This is a genomic window from Pseudomonas triticifolii (assembly GCF_014358015.1).
In the GTDB taxonomy this organism is placed as follows: Bacteria; Pseudomonadota; Gammaproteobacteria; order Pseudomonadales; family Pseudomonadaceae; genus Aquipseudomonas; species Aquipseudomonas triticifolii.
The window spans coordinates 68,165-83,082 of record NZ_JACONV010000016.1; the positions used below are offsets into that span (position 1 = coordinate 68,165).

The 14,918-nt window shown below is 60.7% G+C and carries 14 protein-coding genes and 1 pseudogene; 8 read left to right on the forward strand and 7 right to left on the reverse strand.

What is annotated here, in order from left to right; all coding sequences use genetic code 11:
- Nucleotides 1–9 precede the first annotated feature (9 nt).
- On the reverse strand, nt 10–1,038 hold the full coding sequence (locus tag H8S56_RS18480) for a bile acid:sodium symporter family protein (protein ID WP_187519438.1): 1,029 nt from the start codon (nt 1,036–1,038) through the stop codon (nt 10–12).
- Between the two features lie 84 nt (nt 1,039–1,122).
- On the opposite strand from H8S56_RS18480, the gene H8S56_RS18485 reads away from it, so the two are divergent.
- Together H8S56_RS18485 and H8S56_RS18490 are read left to right on the forward strand one after the other, a co-directional pair.
- Nucleotides 1,123–1,926 (forward strand): AraC family transcriptional regulator, encoded by an 804-nt coding sequence (locus tag H8S56_RS18485; RefSeq protein WP_024685381.1) that lies wholly within the window; start codon nt 1,123–1,125, stop codon nt 1,924–1,926.
- Nucleotides 1,927–2,136: 210 nt separating this feature from the next.
- Nucleotides 2,137–3,033, forward strand: a complete 897-nt coding sequence (locus H8S56_RS18490) for a PA4780 family RIO1-like protein kinase (RefSeq protein ID WP_024685380.1) — start codon at nt 2,137–2,139, stop codon at nt 3,031–3,033.
- 48 nt (nt 3,034–3,081) lie between these two features.
- Here the strand turns inward: H8S56_RS18490 and cueR are convergent, their stop codons facing one another.
- From cueR to H8S56_RS18505, 3 genes are all read right to left on the reverse strand, one after another.
- Nucleotides 3,082–3,483: a Cu(I)-responsive transcriptional regulator gene (gene cueR, locus H8S56_RS18495; RefSeq protein ID WP_024685379.1), complete on the reverse strand. Its 402-nt coding sequence runs from the start codon at nt 3,481–3,483 to the stop codon at nt 3,082–3,084.
- Entirely contained in the window at nt 3,480–5,678 is a 2,199-nt protein-coding gene (locus H8S56_RS18500) for a heavy metal translocating P-type ATPase (protein ID WP_187519439.1), read from the reverse strand. Before H8S56_RS18500 ends, cueR begins: the two co-directional genes overlap by 4 nt.
- Nucleotides 5,679–5,747: 69 nt before the next feature.
- The gene (locus H8S56_RS18505; RefSeq protein ID WP_024685377.1) at nt 5,748–6,128 is read right to left on the reverse strand and encodes a hypothetical protein; all 381 of its coding nucleotides are present in this window, start codon (nt 6,126–6,128) and stop codon (nt 5,748–5,750) included.
- 145 nt (nt 6,129–6,273) lie between these two features.
- On the opposite strand from H8S56_RS18505, the gene H8S56_RS18510 reads away from it, so the two are divergent.
- The 4 genes and pseudogenes from H8S56_RS18510 (at nt 6,274) to H8S56_RS18520 (ending at nt 9,561) form a co-directional block, all read left to right on the forward strand.
- Nucleotides 6,274–6,471, forward strand: coding sequence for a heavy-metal-associated domain-containing protein (locus H8S56_RS18510; protein ID WP_024685376.1), 198 nt, complete (start codon nt 6,274–6,276; stop codon nt 6,469–6,471).
- Nucleotides 6,472–6,605: 134 nt separating this feature from the next.
- Nucleotides 6,606–7,370 (forward strand): annotated as a pseudogene (locus H8S56_RS25035) (MCP four helix bundle domain-containing protein); the annotation flags it as partial.
- 96 nt (nt 7,371–7,466) lie between these two features.
- Nucleotides 7,467–8,228: a methyl-accepting chemotaxis protein gene (locus H8S56_RS25040; RefSeq protein WP_408003836.1), complete on the forward strand. Its 762-nt coding sequence runs from the start codon at nt 7,467–7,469 to the stop codon at nt 8,226–8,228.
- Nucleotides 8,229–8,364: 136 nt separating this feature from the next.
- Entirely contained in the window at nt 8,365–9,561 is a 1,197-nt protein-coding gene (locus tag H8S56_RS18520; RefSeq protein ID WP_024685374.1) for a multidrug effflux MFS transporter, read from the forward strand.
- Nucleotides 9,562–9,617: 56 nt separating this feature from the next.
- Here H8S56_RS18520 and H8S56_RS18525 read toward each other — a convergent pair whose 3' ends face one another.
- Nucleotides 9,618–10,631: a zinc-binding alcohol dehydrogenase family protein gene (locus H8S56_RS18525; protein WP_024694043.1), complete on the reverse strand. Its 1,014-nt coding sequence runs from the start codon at nt 10,629–10,631 to the stop codon at nt 9,618–9,620.
- Between the two features lie 114 nt (nt 10,632–10,745).
- Between H8S56_RS18525 and H8S56_RS18530 the strand changes: the two genes are divergently transcribed.
- Both H8S56_RS18530 and H8S56_RS18535 read left to right on the forward strand, forming a co-directional pair.
- Nucleotides 10,746–11,651 carry a LysR family transcriptional regulator gene (locus tag H8S56_RS18530; protein ID WP_187519440.1) on the forward strand — a complete coding sequence of 302 codons (906 nt, stop codon included), beginning with the start codon at nt 10,746–10,748 and terminating at the stop codon, nt 11,649–11,651.
- Nucleotides 11,652–12,101: 450 nt separating this feature from the next.
- A complete protein-coding gene (locus H8S56_RS18535; protein ID WP_024685371.1) occupies nt 12,102–12,794 on the forward strand; it encodes an ArsR/SmtB family transcription factor in 693 nt (230 codons plus the stop codon).
- Between the two features lie 58 nt (nt 12,795–12,852).
- Here the strand turns inward: H8S56_RS18535 and H8S56_RS18540 are convergent, their stop codons facing one another.
- Together H8S56_RS18540 and H8S56_RS18545 are read right to left on the reverse strand one after the other, a co-directional pair.
- Nucleotides 12,853–13,806, reverse strand: coding sequence for an adenosine deaminase (locus tag H8S56_RS18540; protein WP_024685370.1), 954 nt, complete (start codon nt 13,804–13,806; stop codon nt 12,853–12,855).
- A 137-nt stretch (nt 13,807–13,943) separates the two neighbouring features.
- Nucleotides 13,944–14,912, reverse strand: a complete 969-nt coding sequence (locus H8S56_RS18545) for a 2-oxoglutarate and iron-dependent oxygenase domain-containing protein (RefSeq protein ID WP_187519441.1) — start codon at nt 14,910–14,912, stop codon at nt 13,944–13,946.
- Between the last annotated feature and the right edge of the window lie 6 nt (nt 14,913–14,918).

The following is a 14,918-nucleotide window of genomic DNA, read 5'->3' on the forward strand; positions in this document are numbered from 1 at the left end:
GCGTCGTCGTCATGCGGCCTGCGCTTCTTCCAGCGCTGCTTTGGAGAGCTGCTGGCGATGGCGGTTGGCGTAGTTCTCGGCGATCACCGAGCAGACAATCAACTGCATCGGGTGATAAATCATGATCGGCAGCAGAATCAGGCCCAGACCCGGATGGGTGCCGAAAATCAGCGCCGCCATCGGCGCACCGGCCGCCAGGGATTTCTTGCTCGCGCAGAACACGGCGGCAACCTTGTCGGCGTGATTGAACTTCAGTACGCGTGCCGTGCTGGTGGTCATCAGCAGAATGACGGCGAGCAGCAGAGCGGTGCCGATAAAGGCGGTCAGGATCACGCTGTTGCCCTGGCTCTGCCACATGCCCGAGATCATCGAGTTACAGAACGCGGCGTATACCAGCAGCAGGATCACCAGTTTGTCGATGATGCCGGTGTACTTCTTGTGGCGCGAAAAGAACGTGCCCAGCAATGGCCGCAGCAATTGGCCCAGCACCAGCGGCAGCAACAGCATGAGGCTCAGTTTGAGCAGCGTATCGCTCAGATCGATCCCGCCTGCGCCGGTTCCGACTACAAGGCTAATGAGCCACGGCGTGATGAAAATGCCCAGCACGCTGGACATACTGGCGTTCAGAATGGCCGCGGGCACGTTGCCGCCTGCGCTGCCGGTCAGTGCCACAGACGAGGATATCGTCGAGGGCAGTGCGCACAAGTATAAGAAACCCAGCATCAGCAACGCCGGGACATGCGAGCCCAGCAGTTTGTCGCACGCCAGCCAGAGAACCGGGAACACCACGAAGGTGAACGCCTGGATCATCAGATGCAAACGCCAGTTGCGCAGGCCTTTCTTGATCTGTTCGCTGGACAGGTTGACGCCGTGCAGGAAGAACACCACGAACACGCCGATGTTGATGACGTACTCGGCATGCATGTTGCCGCCGGTCGCGCCGAAGCGCGGAAAGAAATACGCCAGGACCGTCGCCAGCACCATACCCAACAGGAACCAGTCGGTGGCGACGCGCTTGAAATGTTTGAGTGATTGCATGAAAAGCTCGGGCCATTGTGTAAACAGGGATGTTCGCAGGCTACTCTGTTGGTCAATAGCCGTCTTGCGACATAAGGTCATACGATGCCGAGTAACGGACAGATCGACACACGTCATCCCGAAGGGCAACGCCAGATCCCCGAATTGTCGGGTCTGCCGCGCCCCGTGTATGCCCGCGCCGAGAGCCTTAGCGCGGGCTCATGGACGCCGCCGCATCGTCATGAATGGGTGCAGTTTTCCTATGCCATCAGCGGCGTGCTGGGGGTGCACACGGCCGAAGGCAGCTTTTTCGCGCCGCCTCAGTGGGGCGTATGGATCCCCGCCGGGCTGGAGCACGAGGTGGTGACGTCCATGCGCGCTGAGATGCGCAGCCTGTACATCCGCAGTGAAGATTCGCGCTGGGCGCCTGAGCGCTGCCGGGTGCTGGAGGTCACACCGCTGGCACGTGAGCTGATCAAGAGCTTCTGCCTGCTGCCTGCCACTTATCCAGAACAGGAGAGTGCCGAGTCGCGTCTGGTGCAGGTTCTGCTGGATCAGCTCGCGCACCTGCCCGAAGTCGGCTTTTCCCTGCCGCTGCCCCGGCATCCGCGTCTGCTGGGGCTGTGCAACGAGTTGATCGAGGAACCCTGGCAACCGATTTTCCTGCATGACTGGGCCGAGCGTCTCGGGACCTCCGAGAAGACCTTGATGCGCCTGTTTCAGCGCGAAACCGGCCTGAGTTTTCGCGGCTGGCGTCAGCGTGCGCGGTTATTGTCCTCGTTGAGTGCGCTGGAAGAAGGCAGCAGTGTGACCAGCGCCGCCCTTGCCTGCGGCTATGATTCGACGTCTGCGTTCATCGCAGCGTTCAAAGGGCTGTTCGGCGTTACGCCTGGCGAGCTGTTCAAATAATCCGCGCGAATGTCAGCGGCGACACGTTTTGCTGCGCATTATCTTTGCAGCGCGACGCGGCACGAAAGGTGCTTGAAACCGGGGCATTGCGTGAATTTTCGATAAAAATCCATGCAACTCAAAAGACGCTCCCCCTACTCGCTGGCGGAGGATTGCCGTATAACGGCAACAATCGCGTATCTGGCCACAAAGGACCCACAATAAAAGCTGATGAAAACTCCTAAACGCATTGAACCCCTGATCGAAGACGGTCTGGTCGACGAGGTGCTGCGCCCGCTCATGAGTGGTAAAGAGGCAGCTGTTTATGTGGTGCGCTGCGGCAAAGAGCTGCGGTGTGCCAAGGTTTACAAGGAGGCAAACAAACGCAGTTTCCGCCAGGCGGCCGAGTATCAGGAAGGTCGCAAGGTACGCAACAGTCGACAGGCCCGGGCCATGGCCAAGGGGTCGAAGTTCGGCCGCAAAGAAACCGAAGACGCGTGGCAGAACGCTGAAGTTGCCGCGTTGTTCCGTCTGGCCAGCGCGGGCGTGCGAGTGCCCAAGCCGTATGACTTCCTGGAAGGCGTACTGCTAATGGAGCTGGTGGCCGACGAGTATGGCGATGCTGCGCCGCGTCTGAACGACGTAGTACTGGAGCCGGATCAGGCGCGTGAATACCACGCGTTCCTGATCGAGCAGATCGTGCTGATGTTGTGTGCCGGTCTGGTGCACGGTGACCTTTCCGAGTTCAACGTGCTGCTGGCGCCGAGTGGTCCGGTCATCATCGACCTGCCGCAGGCGGTGGATGCGGCGGGCAACAACCACGCATTCAGCATGCTGGAGCGTGACGTCGGCAACATGGCCTTGTACTTCGGCCGTTTTGCGCCGGAACTCAGAAAGACCAAATACGCCAAGGAAATGTGGTCGTATTACGAAGCCGGTACGTTATCGCCGACTACGGTGTTGACCGGTGAATTCGACGAGCCGGAGGACGAAGCCGATGTGGGCGGCGTGCTGCGCGAAATCGAAGCCGCCCGTCTGGACGAAGCCCGTCGTCAGGCCGCCCGCGCCGCCGACGATGCGCCACCGGGCAAGTCCACGGAAGAGCCTCCGCCGCCGTGGTTGCAGTGACCTGACCGGCAGCTCCGCGTCGCTAACAGTCGGACGCGGAGCTCCTTGTCACGAACAGCACCCGCCCGACGCCAGATCCTTGAGGATCGGGCAATCAGGTCGGTCGTTGCCCTGGCAGTGCTCCATCAGATCCTGAAGCGTGTCGCGCAGTCCTGCCAGTTCGTTGATCTTCTGGTTCAACGCGAGGATGTGCTGGCGGGCGAGGGCTTTGACGTCGGCGCTGGCCCGCTGGCGGTCCTGCCACAGGGTCAGCAGCTTGCCGACTTCCTCCAGTGAAAACCCCAAATCCCGTGAGCGCTTGATGAAGGCCAGGGTGTGCAGGTCTTCCGGGCTGTACAGCCGATAGCCGCTTTCGCTGCGCTGTGCCGCCTGCAACAGGCTGATGGATTCGTAGTAACGGATCATCTTGGCGCTGAGGCCACTTTTTTTTGCCGCCTGGCCGATGTTCATGGTGTGTCTCCCGGATCTTTCGGTTTCCAGGTCTTGAGCAGCAGCGCATTGCTCACCACGCTGACGCTGGACAACGCCATTGCCGCCCCGGCGAGCACCGGGTTGAGATAGCCGAACGCCGCCAAGGGAATACCGATCAGGTTGTAGACGAACGCCCAGAACAGGTTCTGGCGGATCTTGGCATAGGTTCTGCGGCTGATGTCCAGTGCGGCTGGCACCAGGCGCGGGTCGCCACGCATCAGCGTGATGCCTGCCGCCTGCATGGCCACATCCGTGCCGCTGCCCATTGCGATACCGATATCGGCGGCGGCCAGGGCGGGGGCATCGTTGATGCCGTCGCCGACCATGGCCACCACATTGTGGGCTTTCAGTTGCGTCACGGTCGCCGATTTGTCGGCGGGCAAAACTTCGGCGTGCACGTCATGAATGCCCAGCGCCTTGGCCACCACTTGCGCGCTGCCGCGATTGTCGCCGGTCAGCAGGTGACTGGTGATCCCGCGTGCATTGAGCTCGCGTACCGCCTCGTCGGTGCCCGGCTTGAGCGAATCTCCGAAGGCGAGCAAGCCGATGACGTGCGGGTCAGGTGCCTGTTCGATCAGCCAGGAAAGCGTCCGTCCCTCGGCTTCCCAGATGCGCGCCGACTCGAGCAGATCGCCCATCGGCAGGCCGCTTTCTTCCAGCAGGCGTCGATTGCCCAAAACCAGCTGATGGCCTTGAACCGTGCCGGCAATGCCGCGCCCGCTCAGTGCGTGGCTGTGTTCGATCTCGTCCAGCGTCAGTTGCCATTCGCGACAGACGTCCAGCACGGCCTTGGCCAGTGGATGCTCACTACCGCGCTGCAGGGCACCGGCCCGTTGCAGGAGTTGTTCTTCATTGCCCTCCAGCGCAATCATGTTGGTGATGCGCGGGGTGCCTGAGGTCAGCGTGCCGGTCTTGTCGAACACCACTGCGGTGACTTCATGGGCGCGTTCCAGGGCTTCGGCGTCCTTGATCAGAATGCCGTAGCGCGCAGCAACCCCGGTGCCGGCCATGATCGCCGTGGGCGTGGCTAACCCCAGCGCACACGGGCAAGCAATCACCAGCACTGTGACCGCGTTGATCACGGCCACTTCCAGCGACGCGCCGACCAGCAGCCAGCCTGCCAGGGTGACGAACGCAATCAGCAGCACGACAGGCACAAAGACCTGACTGACCCGGTCCACCAGACGCTGGATGGGCGCCTTGCCGGTCTGGGCGTCCTCGACCAGACGAATGATGCGCGCCAGGACCGTTTCCGAGCCCAGCGCAGTCACTTTCACCAGCAATAGGCCTTCGCCATTGATGGCACCGCCCGTCACCCGGTCGCCGGGTTCCTTGGTCACCGGAAGGCTCTCGCCGGTAATCAGCGCTTCGTCGGCATGGCTGTGACCTTCGATGACCTCGCCGTCCACTGGAAAACGCTCGCCGGGTTTGATCCTTACCCGGTCATCCAGCTGCAACTCGCTGATGGCAACTTCCTGTTCGACGCCGTCGATCACACGCAAGGCCCGGTCCGGCCGTAACGCCTCCAGAGCGCGGATCGCACTGGCAGTCTGGCGCTTGGCGCGGCTTTCCAGGTATTTGCCCAGCAGCACCAGCGCGATGACCACGGCCGAGGCTTCGAAATACAGATGCGGCGTGGTGCCTGGCGCGGCGTTCAGCCATTGGTAGAGGCTCAAGCCGTACCCGGCGCTGGTGCCAATGGCGACCAACAGGTCCATGTTGCCAGCGCCCGACCTTACGGCCTTCCAGGCTGCCACGTAAAAGCGCGCACCCAGGATGAACTGCACAGGCGTGGCCAGCGCAGCCTGAGCCCATGCAGGCAACATCCAGTGCACGCCCAGCGGCGAGAGCATCATGGGCACGATCAGCGGCACCGCTAGAGCGATGGCCAGCAGCAGCGCCCAGCGTTCGCGGTGCAGGCTGCGGACCTTGCGATCGGCTTCGATGCGTTCGTCCTGCAGCAGGGTCGCGCCATAGCCGGCGTTGCTGACGGCGCTGATCAGGGTGTCTGGATCGGTCTTGGGTTCGGCCTGCACATGGGCGCGTTCGCTGGCCAGGTTGACCGTCACGCTGTTGACCCCCGGCACCTTGGCCAGGGCACGCTCGACCCGGCCTGCACAACTGGCGCAGGTCATGCCGCTGATGGGCAGGTCGAAGGTGATGGTGTCTTGCATCTCTTTCACTCCCTGAGGCTGGATACCTGCAAGGATCAACCTTGCCACAGGGGCAAGGTCAAGCGCGAATCAATAGTTGAGGTCGGCTTTCTTGAGGTACATGCCCTTGAGACTGGTCGCGATGCGGTACTTCAGGATGTCGCCTGCGTGCATCTGGATCGTGGTGCTGTTGGGGGCTTCCATTCCCGGCTCACAGCCTACGATTTTGCCCGGTAGCCGACGCAGACGCACCGAGACCGGCCCGGCCGGCAGATTGAAGGACACCGAGTCCTCCTGGAAGAGTCGCCCGGCCAGTTGATCCTGAATGTAGATGCCGATTTCACAGGAGGTCGCCACTTCCAGGCGCTCTCTGGAAATGATCAGAATGCCGTAATCCTGGGCGGCCTGAACGGCGGGGGCGGCGGCCACTAAACCAAGAATGCTGAAGAGGCTAACTACTGACCAGCGCATCGCTGATACTCCTGATGTAAACGTCGATGGTGGAGCTTGGCTCACGATAGGGCTGAATGCCAGCCCGGCAGTGCATACAAAAACTTGACCTTGCCACGATGGCAAGGTTGAAGATGCCGCTCATTCACTCTCAAAGGAGCATCCCATGCAGTTATTCCATGTTCAGGGCATGACCTGTGGTCATTGTGTTCGCGCTGTGACGCAAGCCATCCGGCAGCAAGATCCGGCCGCCGAAGTGCAGGTCGAGCTGGCGAGTAAAGAAGTGAAGGTGCAGAGCGTATTGAGTGCCGAGCACATCATTCGGTTGATCGGCGAGGAGGGGTATCAGGCGCAGGCGATCTGATCCGCGCCCGGTTTCCAGACGAACAGCGGCGTAGCCGATTCAGGGCGATTACCGAACACATCGAGTAGTCGCAGCCTTTAGAAAAGGGGCTCACAGTCGTAACCATAGCTACGCCCATTTGTCTGGTAGTACCCATGACCCTCCGCAGTCTGCGTTTTTCCACCCGCGCTTTTCTCAGCTTCGGCATCATTTTGTTTCTGCTTCTTGGCCTTGGGGTGTTCTCCATGATCCAGATCGCGAAAATGCGTGAAGTCGTGGTTTATACCGAAGAAGTCTCGCACGCGGGCACACGTGCTCTGGCGCGTATCCGGGATAACTCGCTGGGCATTCGTGTCATCAGCCTGCGCATGATGCTCAACCGCGACCCCAAACTCCTGACCCCATCGGTCGACCGGATGAACTTCCTGATTGGCGAACTGGACAAGTCCATGGCTGAGTACCGTGCTGTTGTACAGCCCGAGTCCGCCAAGGTGTTCACCGAGATGGAGAGTGTGATTGCCCGGTACAACCAGCAGTTGGTGACCTATCAGGGCCTGTCCCGACAGGACGACACGCCGGCCATGCTGCAATTGCTCAACGGCACCATTCAGGAATTGTCGAACCAGACCGGCGACCTGTTTAACGCGCTGGTCAAGATCAATGCCCAGAGCGCTGCGCTTTTCACTGCTGATGCGAAACTGCGTTACGAGTCGGCGATACAAACCAGTGTGATCGTGTTGGTCATCGCATTCGCCCTGACGCTGCTGCTCGCGTGGGTACTGATCCGAAGCATCACGGCACCGTTGCGTCAGTCCGTAGCCTTCGCGCGCAGCATTGCCGCTTGCGACCTGACCACCCGAATCGTGATCGATGGAAAAGACGAAGTGTCCGACCTGCAGCAGGCGCTCGTTGCCATGCAGGGCAGCCTGATCGACACCTTGCGCCTGATCGGCGATTCGTCCACGCAGATGGCGACGGCCGCAGAGGAAATGACGTCGATCACCAACCAGACGTCGATGGACCTGAACAGCCAGAACGCCGAAATTCAGCAAGCCGCGACGGCGGTCAACGAGATGACTGCTGCGGTCGAAGAGGTCGCCCGCAATGCGGTTTCCACGGCTGACGCGTCCAGCACTTCAAGTGCCACGGCCCATGACGGGCGTGAGCGTGTCAGCCTGACGATCCAGTCCATTCAGGCCATGAACGCCCGGGTCGATGAGGCCTCTCATTCGGTTCAGGAACTGGCGGTCCACTCTCAGGACATCGGCAAAATCCTCGACGTGATTCGCGGTGTTGCCGAGCAGACCAATCTGCTGGCACTCAACGCCGCCATCGAAGCTGCCCGTGCCGGTGAGGCCGGACGAGGCTTTGCGGTGGTGGCCGATGAGGTGCGTGCGCTGGCAGGTCGTACCCAGAGTTCGACGCTGGACATCGAAAAGGTCGTGGGTGCGATCCACGCCGGCACCTCAAAGGTTGTAAGCACCATGCAGGCCAACAACGATCATGCGCTGCATACGCTTGAGACCGCCAGGCACGCGGGTTCGGCGCTGGATGAGATCACCGGCGCCATTTCGTTGATCCATGAGCGAAACCTGGTCATTGCCAGCGCTTCGGAAGAGCAGGCGCAGGTGGCGCGAGAAATCGACCGCAACCTGGTCAACATCCGAGACCTGTCGATTCAAACGTCCGACGGGGCCGGGCAGATCGACTCGGCCAGTCAGTCGTTATCGACGCTGTCCCACCAGTTGAAATCCATGGTTGATCGATTCCGTTTGTAAGGCGCGAGGCGATCAGGTTGGCAACCTGATCGCCTTTTTGCTTTGAAAAATCTTGAATTAATTTCTCCGCGTTTCGTCCCCTGCAACCCAAGCCGGTTAGACTAACCCGCTGCCCTGCATCGCTTATGGACGCCCGATGAACTTACGCACCATCCTTATTCTTGGCTCGCTCAGCGCCTTCGGCCCGTTGGCCATCGATTTCTATCTGCCTGGTTTTCCTGCCATGGCCTTGTATTTCGCCACCGATGAAAAGCATGTCCAGTTGACCCTGGCGGCGTATTTCCTCGGTCTGTCACTGGGGCAACTGGCCTACGGGCCGGTGGCTGACCGGTTCGGGCGGCGCATTCCGATGCTGGTGGGCGTCAGCCTGTTCACGCTGGCGTCGGTCGCCTGTGCCTTCGCGCCGAGCCTTGAGTGGCTGATTGGCGCACGCTTCGTTCAGGCGCTTGGCGGCTGTGCGGGCATGGTGTTGTCGCGGGCGATTGTCAGCGACAAATGCAATGCCGTGGAATCGGCCAAGGTGTTCTCGCAACTGATGCTGGTCATGGGGCTGGCGCCGATTCTGGCACCGATGCTGGGCGGGGTATTGGTCGGCGCATATGGCTGGCAGTCGATTTTCATTTGCCTGACGTTGTTCAGTGCGCTTTGCCTGACCGCTGTTGCGCTGGGTTTGCCGGAAAGTATGCCTGACAGCACGCCGCGTCAGCCGCTCAGTGGCGCGCTGCGTCAATACGGGCGGCTGCTGACTGACCGCGTCTTTATCGGGCACGCGCTCACGGGCGGTATCGCCATGGCGGGCATGTTCGCTTATGTGGCGGGGTCGCCGTTCGTGTTCATCAAGCTGTATGGCGTGCCCGCCGAGCACTATGGCTGGCTGTTCGGGATGAATGCGGCGGGCTTCATTCTGGTCGCGCAGATCAATGCGCGCATTCTGCGCAAGGCCGGTCCTGCCTTTCTGCTGACGCGCACGGTGTGGGTTTATCTTGCTGCGGGTCTGGTGTTGCTCGGCATCACTACCTTACGCACCGAGGCGCTCTGGCCGCTGCTGGTGCCGCTGTTCATCTGTGTGGCCAGTCTGGGCTGCATCATTCCCAACGCCTCGGCTTGCGCCATGAATGGTCAGTGGGCGCGCGCGGGCAGTGCCTCTGCCTTGCTGGGCTGTCTACAGTTCAGTGTGGCGGCGGCTGCGGCGAGCCTGGTAGGTGTGCTGCACGACGGCACTGCAACGCCCATGGCACTGGTCATCAGCCTGTGTGGCGTGCTGTCGGTCAGTGCGTCGGTGTACACGCGTCGTCTGCAGGCCCGACGTGACGCTCAGGTCGCGCCAGCCTGATCGAAAGAGGCGTTGTGGCAGTCGAGGGCGACTGACACAACGCCAACGGGGGCTGATCAGAACCCTTCAAGCACGATCTTGCCCTTGGCCTTGCCGCTTTCCAGCAGCGCGTGAGCACGACGCAGGTTCTCGGCGTTGATGCGGCCGAAGTGTTCGCCGAAGGTGGTTTTCAGCGTGCCGGCGTCCACCAGTTCGGCCACACGATTGAGCAGATTGTGCTGCTCGATGATGTCGTCGGTCTCGAACATCGAGCGGGTGTACATGAACTCCCAGTGCAGCGACAGGCTCTTGCGCTTGAGCTTGGAGACATCCAGCGACTTGGGGTCGTCGATCAGGCCCAGCTTGCCCTGGGGTTTGAGGGCTTCGACCAGTTGATCCAGGTGGTGCTCGGTCTGGGTCAGACTGGCCACGTGGGTGACAGCGGCGATGCCAACGCGCTTGAGCTCTTCGCTCAGCGGCTTGCTGTGGTCCAGCACTTCATGGGCACCCAGTTCACGCACCCAGCTTTCGGTCTCGGCGCGTGAAGCGGTGCCGATGACGTTCAGCGCGGTCAATTGACGCGCCAGTTGCGTGAGGATCGAACCGACGCCGCCTGCGGCACCGACGATCAACAGGCTTTGCCCGCTTTCACCTTTGCCCTGTGCGATCTGCAGGCGCTCGAACAACAGCTCCCACGCGGTAATGGCCGTCAGCGGCAGCGCGGCGGCGTGGGCAAAGCTCAGTGATTTGGGCATGTGGCCAACGATGCGTTCATCCACCACGTGCAGCTCGCTGTTGGCACCCGGGCGTATCAACGAGCCTGCGTAGTAGACCTTGTCGCCTGGCTTGAACAGCGTGACGTTGCTGCCAACGGCTTTCACCACGCCCGCCACGTCCCAGCCCAGCACTTTGGCTGCGCCATCTTCAGGCTGGACGTTCTGCCGGATCTTGGTGTCCACCGGGTTCACGGAAATGGCCTTGACCTCGACCAGCAGGTCACGCGCACCAGCAACCGGCTCTGGTAGCTCAACGTCCTGCAAGGCCTCGGGGTTGCTGGCCGGCAGGGATTGGTAATAAGCAACAGCCTTCATGAGCGGGTCCTCGCGAGAAAAAATGATGAGTGGATCATTAGGTATTTCCCGTCAAGATAAAACCCGCTAAAACGGTAGTCTCTTTCAATATTATTTTGATAATCCGAGGTGGCCATGCTGCGATTTGATGACCTGCAGGTGTTCGTGAGGGCGGCAGATCTGGGTAGCCTGTCGGCTGCCGCGCGGGTCATGGACATGTCGGCGGCCGTGGCAAGTGCGGCGCTCAAACGGGTCGAATTGCAGGTCGGCGCGCGTTTACTCGCGCGCTCGACACGCAGTCTGCGCCTGACCGCCGAGGGTGAGGGCTTTCTGGAATACGCCCGCGCTGCGCTCGGCAGTCTTGAAGAGGGGCAGCGTCTGTTGGCCAGCAGTCAGGACCGCTGCGAAGGTGTTCTGCAGCTCTCGGCACCTTCGGACCTGGGCCGAAATGTATTGCTTCCCTGGCTGGACGCGTTTCAGCAGCAACACCCGCAACTCACTTTGCGCCTGTTGCTGGGCGACCGGATGGCCGATCTGTTCCGCCAGCCGGTGGACGTGGCACTGCGTTATGGCGAGCCGGAAGACTCGACGCTGGTAGCGCTGCCAGTCCTGCCGGGTAACAGGCGGGTCCTGTGCGCCTCACCCGGCTATCTGGAGCGCTTCGGCGAGCCGCAGCATATCGAGCAACTGGCACAGCACAATTGCCTGCTGTTCATGCTGGGTGAGCGTGTTCATGACCGCTGGACGTTCGAGGACGGTAAGCGCGAAATGAGCCTGACGGTTGAAGGCAATCGGTTCAGCGATGACGCCGATGTGGTACGCCGCTGGGCCGTGGCGGGCGAGGGCATTGCGTACAAATCCTGGCTGGATGTCGCCTCGGATGTCCGGGCCGGACGATTGACGGTGCTTATGCCTCATTTGCTCGGCGAGCGTGCGCCCTTGAACTTGCTGTGTGCCCATCGTGCCCAACTCAGTAAGCCCGTCAACTTGCTTCTGGACATGTTACGTACGCGTTGTCAGCAACACGGTGTAAGCCAATGAGTACTTCAATAGTTTCAATGGCTACAAAAACAGAAGAATTAACCTACGGACACTTCGGAAAATATAGTATTTAAATGCATTTCATTCATGCGACGTTCTGATATCAACGTGGAAGCGAATCTTTAGCGTAGTTAGAACTTCTGGCGTTTTTGTCGTAGGCACCTTCCTCATTATTCTTTTCACGTAACCGCTTATCAGCCTTAAGGCCCGATGCAGAGCGCTCTGCTCGTGATTTTTTAGTTCGGATGATAATGGTCTGTTCGTCATGAAGACGCTATTTATGCCATTGGCAGATAGGTGTTCTGCGGCAAAAGTTTTTAGCCAATCGGAGGCCGTGGCATAGAGTTTATACTTGTCATTTCAAGTTGGATCCGCGTTCAACTTTACTGAGGCGTGAATGCTGTCAATATGTCATCGCACTAGATGACTGTTTCAACAGGGAGTGAACACATGGAATATGCACCTTGCATCAGCCAGATTGCGACATTGCTGGCCGACCCCAAGCGCAGCGCGATGATTTGGGCATTGATGGATGGTACTGCTCGTCCTGCCGATGAGTTGGCACTGTTGGCTGGCCTCTCGACGTCTTCTGCGGGTGCGCATCTGTCGCGGCTGGCCAGCGGAGGGTTGTTGAAGCAGGAAGCGCGGGGTCGCAAGCGTTTTTTCCGCCTGGCAGCGCCCGAGGTCGGCGCGGCAGTTGAGGCATTGGCCAATGCCTCGCTGGCCAGCGCCGATCAGATCAGCCGCAGCGTTGCTCAGCCCATGCCTCCCTTGCCATTGCGTCGCGCGCGTATCTGCTGCGATCACCTGGGGGGCGAAATGGCTGCCGAGCTTTATCAGCGCCTGTTGGGTGCCGGGTGGATAGAGCAGCAGGACAAGCGCATCGAGGTCACGAGCAAGGGTATGACCAGGTTTGCTGAACGCGGAATTTACATACCGGCGCTCGCCCAGCGCAAACGTGAGACGGTCTGCGCCTGCGCCAACTGGAGCGAACGCAGCCCGCATCTGGGCGGCGCGTTGGGCGCGGGGCTTTTGCAGTTGTTCATTCAGATGGGCTGGCTGCGCACGACCGAAGAATCCAGCACCTTGCAAGTGTCGTCGAGCGGGCAGCGGGAGATCAGCAAGATTGCATCCGCGGCCTGAGCCGGCCCGGGCAGCATGCCGACGCAGAGCATCGGCACGGTCACGACACTATTCAGGTTTAAGGCTTCACCAACCGCGCATCCAGGCTGTTCTGCGCCAGACGCCTGGCCTGATCTTCGGTCATGCCCAGGTGGGTGTGCAGGGCGTGGAAGTTCTCGGTCACGTAGCCGCCGAAATAGGCCGGGTCGTCGGAATTCACCGTGACTTTCACACCGCGCTCAAGCATGTCGAGGATGTTGTGCTGGGCCATGTCGTCGAACACGCAGAGTTTGGTGTTTGACAGGGGGCAGACGGTCAGCGGGATCTGTTCGTCGATGATGCGCTGCATCAGTCTTTCGTCTTCGATGGCGCGCACACCATGATCGATGCGCTCGATCTTCAGCAGGTCCAGCGCTTCCCAGATGTACTCCGGCGGGCCTTCTTCGCCAGCGTGGGCCACGGTCAGGAAGCCTTCGTTGCGGGCGCGGTCAAACACGCGCTGGAACTTGCTCGGCGGATGCCCCATCTCCGAGCTGTCCAGGCCAACGGCCACGAACGCATCACGGAACGGCAGTGCCTGAGTGAGGGTTTTTTCGGCTTCCTCTTCGCTCAGGTGGCGCAGGAAGCTGAGGATCAGGCCGCTGTCGATGCCCAGTTGCGATTTTCCGTCTTTCAGCGCACCGGTGATGCCGGCCAGCACCACTTCGAACGGGATCCCACGGTCGGTGTGGGTCTGCGGATCGAAGAACGGTTCGGTGTGAATCACGTTCTGCGCCTTGCAGCGTTGCAGGTAGGCCCAGGTCAGGTCGTAGAAGTCCTGCTCGGTACGCAGCACGTCCGCGCCCTGGTAATACAGGTCGAGGAATTCCTGCAGGTTGTTGAAGGCGTAAGCCTTGCGCAGCGCTTCCACGTCGTTCCACGGCAGGGCAATCCTGTTGCGCTCGGCCAGGGCAAACAGCAGCTCGGGTTCGAGCGAACCTTCAAGGTGCAAGTGCAATTCTGCCTTGGGCAGGGCGTTCAACCAGTCATACATGTGCTTTTCTCATCAGGTGCAGATCGCGGGCATTCTACAGATGCACGTCGCCGCGTAGGGTAAAACCTGACCGGCCGTTCAACTCAACCAGGCGCTGTAAGAAAAGTGGCTGCGTTCGCCGACATTGCGTACAGAGCCTAAGATACGTTTTCCTGGTCTCGGCGATAGGCATACGTATCGGCGAAACGCGACAGCAGAAACTCGGCACAGGTCGTGACAGGATAGCGGGCCGGCTGGCTTTCGCTCTGACAGCCCGGCAGGCATTCGATACGGGTATCGGGATGAGGCTCGGCGAAGAACGGCATCGAGTAGCGGTCGATACCCAACGGGCTGATGACCCGGTGTGGCGTGGACAGGTAACGGTCGTTGCTCCAGCGCGCCATCATGTCGCCGAGGTTGACCACGAACGTGCCTTCAATGGGCGGTGCGTCGATCCACTGGCCGCGTACATCCCGAACCTGCAAACCGCCTGCCGCGTCTTGATACAGCAGGGTGATACAGCCGTAATCGGTGTGGGCACCTGCGCCTTGCTGCTCGCTGGATGTGGCGGTGTGGCGCGGCGGGTAATGGATCATGCGTAGCACGCTGACCGGGTCCTTGAAGCGCTCATCGAAGAAGTCCCGCTCAATGCCCAGCGCCAGGGTCATGGCGCGCAGCAGGGTCTGCGCCAGTGCCTGCATATCCAGGTAATGCTGCTCCATCAGACTTTGCCAGCCCGGCAGGTCAGGGTGCCGATTCGGCCCGCGCAAGGGTTTGCCTGCCAGCACGTCGGGATGCCCGGCGTCCATGTGCAGCCCCATGTCGAAGGTTTCCTTCAGATCGCTCGGCAGGCTGGGGTCCAGTTGCTCGGTGGCAATGGCACCGTAGCCGCGATGGTGGGTGCTTTGGGTGATGTCGATGTTGAGTTTTTCGGCTGTCGGTCGGGCAAAGAAACGTTTGGCGGCCGTTTGCACCTGCTCGATCCGCTGCGGCGTGATCGGGTGGCCGGTGATGTAGAAAAAGCCCCATTCGCGGCAGGCGCTGTCGATCTGACTGGCGACGGTCTGCCAGGCCTGAATGTCCGGGCCGTAGAGCGGGGCGATATCGATGATGGGAAGCTGGTCCATGAAGCG

Coding starts and splice junctions, on each gene's coding strand:
- H8S56_RS18480 (WP_187519438.1), bottom strand. CDS start 1,038: ATGCAATCACTCAAACATTTCAAGCGCGTCGCCACCGACTGGTTCCTG.
- H8S56_RS18485 (WP_024685381.1), top strand. CDS start 1,123: ATGCCGAGTAACGGACAGATCGACACACGTCATCCCGAAGGGCAACGC.
- H8S56_RS18490 (WP_024685380.1), top strand. CDS start 2,137: ATGAAAACTCCTAAACGCATTGAACCCCTGATCGAAGACGGTCTGGTC.
- cueR (WP_024685379.1), bottom strand. CDS start 3,483: ATGAACATCGGCCAGGCGGCAAAAAAAAGTGGCCTCAGCGCCAAGATG.
- H8S56_RS18500 (WP_187519439.1), bottom strand. CDS start 5,678: ATGCAAGACACCATCACCTTCGACCTGCCCATCAGCGGCATGACCTGC.
- H8S56_RS18505 (WP_024685377.1), bottom strand. CDS start 6,128: ATGCGCTGGTCAGTAGTTAGCCTCTTCAGCATTCTTGGTTTAGTGGCC.
- H8S56_RS18510 (WP_024685376.1), top strand. CDS start 6,274: ATGCAGTTATTCCATGTTCAGGGCATGACCTGTGGTCATTGTGTTCGC.
- H8S56_RS25040 (WP_408003836.1), top strand. CDS start 7,467: ATGGACCTGAACAGCCAGAACGCCGAAATTCAGCAAGCCGCGACGGCG.
- H8S56_RS18520 (WP_024685374.1), top strand. CDS start 8,365: ATGAACTTACGCACCATCCTTATTCTTGGCTCGCTCAGCGCCTTCGGC.
- H8S56_RS18525 (WP_024694043.1), bottom strand. CDS start 10,631: ATGAAGGCTGTTGCTTATTACCAATCCCTGCCGGCCAGCAACCCCGAG.
- H8S56_RS18530 (WP_187519440.1), top strand. CDS start 10,746: ATGCTGCGATTTGATGACCTGCAGGTGTTCGTGAGGGCGGCAGATCTG.
- H8S56_RS18535 (WP_024685371.1), top strand. CDS start 12,102: ATGGAATATGCACCTTGCATCAGCCAGATTGCGACATTGCTGGCCGAC.
- H8S56_RS18540 (WP_024685370.1), bottom strand. CDS start 13,806: ATGTATGACTGGTTGAACGCCCTGCCCAAGGCAGAATTGCACTTGCAC.
- H8S56_RS18545 (WP_187519441.1), bottom strand. CDS start 14,912: ATGGACCAGCTTCCCATCATCGATATCGCCCCGCTCTACGGCCCGGAC.